Origin of the sequence: uncultured Enorma sp. (assembly GCA_905210055.1) — a bacterium.
Classification (GTDB): domain Bacteria; phylum Actinomycetota; class Coriobacteriia; order Coriobacteriales; family Coriobacteriaceae; genus Enorma.
This window is the reverse complement of sequence record CAJLVH010000171.1, coordinates 1-3,424: the sequence shown is the minus strand read 5'-3', so window position 1 is coordinate 3,424 and position 3,424 is coordinate 1. Positions and strand designations below refer to the sequence as shown.

Sequence of the window (3,424 nt, the reverse complement as noted above, 5' to 3'; positions counted from 1 at the left end):
TTTTCATCCAAGCGGGCAAGGCCCTCATACAGCGCGCCGATCACGATGGCGGCAAGCCCGATCACGATGGCACCGGTGCCCATGCCGATATCCGCGTAGCTCTGGCTTTCGCACACAAGTCCGCCCGAAAGGCCGACAAGGCCGTTGGAGAGCGTAAGTGCGATCATCTTCGTCACCTTGGTGTTCACGCCCAAAGCGCGTACCATGGCTTCGTTGTTGCCCGTCGCACGGCACGCCGAGCCAATCTCGGTACCGAAGAACCAGTAGAGCGCGACGATGATGAGAACGGCGAATGTGAGGCCGACGAGGATCGATGCGACGTTCTGTGGGAGGCCGGTCGCGTCCGTCACGGTGGAGAAGAGCGTGTCCACGCGCAAAAGCGGTGTATTCGACTTGCCCATGATGCGCAGGTTCACGGACCAGAGCGCGATCTGCGTGAGGATACCGGCAAGGATGGCGGGAATCTCGAACACCGTGTGGAGGAATCCCGTTACGGCGCCCGCGAGCATGCCTGCGAGCATGGCGGCGATGATGGCGAGCACCGGATCCATGCCGCCCACGACGAGCACCGCGCACACGCTGCCGCCGAGCGCGAAGCTGCCGTCGACGGTGAGGTCTGCGATATCGAGCAGCTTATAGGTGATGTAGACGCCGAGCACCATGATGCCCCAGAGAATGCCCTGCGAGACGGCGCCAAGCATGGCGAGTCCCATAAGCTTCCTCCTTCTCTATTGCCAAACGAACCCCGGCGAAATCGCTCGCCGGGGTCGCTGCAAGAACTTCCTGCATAAATTACGCGGAAAGTGTATCACGTTATGCATGCACCGTTGTACGCGGCATGGCCTGTAATGGTTCTGAAACGGTGGGCGGGAATGAAGATTCACCCCATGGGCTATTACATTTGGCATTGGATGTAATAAACCCCTGGGGTGAAGTAACGTATCCGCGTCGAACCGGAGGCGTTTACGCCGAGACGTCCTCGCCGCCCTCGTCTGCGAGCATGGAGACGTCGACGCCGATTTCGTCGGCAGTGGCCTGGTTGTACACCAAGTCGCAATCGTCGGCGCTCATGGTCTCAATGGGCATCTCCGCGGGGTTCGCACCCTCGGTGAGAATCTCGACGGCCATCTCGCCTGCGCGATAGCCGAGCTCGTAGTAGTTGATGGAAACGGATGCGAGACCGCCTGCCTCAACCATGCCAACCTCGCCGCAGATCGTGGGGACGCCTGCTTCGTTGGCGATGTCCGCCACCTGCGTCATCGCGGCGGCGATGGTGTTGTCCGTGGGCGTGTAGATGGCGTCCACCTGGCCGACCATCGTCTCCACAACGCTCTGGATCTCGTTCGAGCTCGACACGGTGAAGCGCTCGTGCTCGATGCCTGCGGCGTCGAGCTCTTCCTCTGCCATGGCAATCTGGATTTCGGAGTTGCTCTCGGCGGTGCAGAAGAGCAGGCCAACGTGCGCTGCCTCCGGCACCAGCTCCTCGAGCAGGGCGATCTGGTCGACCACCGGGTTCATATCGGAGGTGCCGGTAAGGTTGCCGCCCGGGGCGTCGTTCGAATCGACGAGCCCGGATGCGGCGAAATCGGTGATCGCGGTGCCGATGATGGGGATGTCGTCCGTTGCCGCCACGGCAGCCTGCGCCGCGGGCGTCGCGATGGCGAGGATGAGGTCGCAACCATCGTTCGCGAACGTCTGCGCGATGGTCTGGCAGGCGTTCTGGTCGTTGCTGGCGTTCTGCTGGTCCGGCTCATAGGCGATGCCGGAATCGTCGAGGGCGGCGATGAAGCCCTCGTTCGCGGCGTCGAGCGCGGAATGCTGCGTGAGCTGCAGAATGCCGATCTTGTACGTCTTGTCGGCGGAGCCGGCGGAACCTGTGCCCCCTTCGTTCGAGCATCCGGCGATGCCGAGCGTTCCGAGCGCGAGTGCGCCCGCTCCGGCGAGTCCGGCGGTGAAGCTACGACGGCTGATGTTTGCGTGTCCCATGGTGCTCTCCTGTTCCGTGCGTGTGGATAGGGGCGGGTTCGCCCTGCCAAAAGGGACTGTCCCCTTTGGCGGGACATCGGGGGTTGTCTCCAATGTCAGGGGTTAGACGAGCTCGGGGTCGTCGAGGATGCTCAGGTCGACGCCGCAGGCATCGGCCGAAGCCTGGTTCGCGATGAGCGTGCACTCGCTCGCATCGAGGTACTCGATGGGCATGTCCGCGGGGCTTGCGCCCTCGGTGAGGATCTGGAGCGCCATCTCGCCCGCCTTATGACCGAGGTCGAAATAGTTGATGCTGTACGAGGCGGTGCCGCCATCTTCGACCATGGTGTCGCAACCCACGATGGTGGGGATGCCCGCCTCGTCGGCGATGGAAGAAACCTGTGCCATGGCGGCGGCGATGGTGTTGTCGGTGGGTGCATAGATGACGTCGACCTGGCCGACCATCGTCTCCACGACGCTCTGGATCTCGTTCGAGCTCGATACGGTCTGCTCGTTCGGCGTGAGACCGGCTTCATTGCAGGTCTCGACGGCGAGCTCCGCCTGGATGCGCGAGTTCTCCTCGGCCGTGCAATACAGGATGCCGACGTTCTGGGCGTCGGGCACGAGCTCCTGCAGGAGCGCGATCTGATCTGCGACGGGGGTCATGTCGGAGCTACCGGTGACGTTGCCGCCGGGAGTATCGTTCGATTCGACGAGGCCGACGGATTCGAAATCCGTGATGGCGGAACCCACGATGGGGATGTCCTGGGTGGCTGCGGCGACGGCCTGTGCGGCGGGCGTGCCGATGGCGAAGATGAGGTCGCAGCCGCCGTTCACGAACGTCTGCGCGATGGTCTGGCAGGCCGTCTGGTCGTTCGATGCGTTCTGCTGGTCCGGCTCGTAGTCGATGCCCGCCTCATCGAGCGCGGCGATGAAGCCCTCGTTCGTCTGGTCGAGCGCGGCATGCTGCGTGAGCTGCAGGATACCGATTTTGAAGGCGCCCTCTGCTGTTGATGGTGCGCTGCCCGCTGTGCTGCCCTCGCCCTCGACGGTTTCAGTGCCGCCGCACGCGGCGAGCGGGAGCGTGCCGGCGGCGGCGAGGGAGGCGATAAGGCCGCGGCGGCTGATGGCTGGTTGGTTCATAGGTCCCTCCGACATGCAGGGGGCGTGGCGCAGCCGCTGGGCGGCGTTTTGCCCCATGGATATATGAGAACCTCCCGAGTGCGGGAGATTTTCCCATCATACGACCGTAGTTTGCGGAGGCTTCTTCGGGCTTTGCGCGTCACGAATTGTTAACGTTGCGGCTCCGAAGGCGAAGTGCAGAGCGCCGTCTTCATCTAAGAGCGCGAGGTTGGCCATGCGGTCGAGGCGGATCGTGCGGGCGATGTTGATGCCGTCGGTGTCGGTATCGAGGGAGATGCCCTGCACGTAGGCGATGCCGCCCGACTCGAAGAGGCTC

The 3,424-nt window shown here is 63.4% G+C and carries 3 protein-coding genes and 1 pseudogene; all 4 read right to left on the bottom strand.

Translation table 11 applies throughout. The annotated features are described in order from the left end of the window. On the bottom strand, positions 1-713 hold a 713-nt coding region (locus QZ079_RS08710; RefSeq protein ID WP_297037469.1), incomplete at its 3' end, for an ABC transporter permease. Between the two features lie 250 nt (positions 714-963). Beyond that, complete coding sequence (locus QZ079_RS08705) at positions 964-1,986, bottom strand: ABC transporter substrate-binding protein (protein ID WP_297037468.1); 1,023 nt, start codon at positions 1,984-1,986, stop codon at positions 964-966. A gap of 102 nt (positions 1,987-2,088) precedes the next feature. Beyond that, positions 2,089-3,108 (bottom strand): ABC transporter substrate-binding protein, encoded by a 1,020-nt coding sequence (locus QZ079_RS08700; RefSeq protein WP_297037467.1) that lies wholly within the window; start codon positions 3,106-3,108, stop codon positions 2,089-2,091. Between the two features lie 96 nt (positions 3,109-3,204). After that, positions 3,205-3,424: pseudogene (locus QZ079_RS08695) on the bottom strand (hypothetical protein); the annotation flags it as partial.

Coding starts and splice junctions, on each gene's coding strand:
- QZ079_RS08705 (WP_297037468.1), bottom strand. CDS start 1,986: ATGGGACACGCAAACATCAGCCGTCGTAGCTTCACCGCCGGACTCGCC.
- QZ079_RS08700 (WP_297037467.1), bottom strand. CDS start 3,108: ATGAACCAACCAGCCATCAGCCGCCGCGGCCTTATCGCCTCCCTCGCC.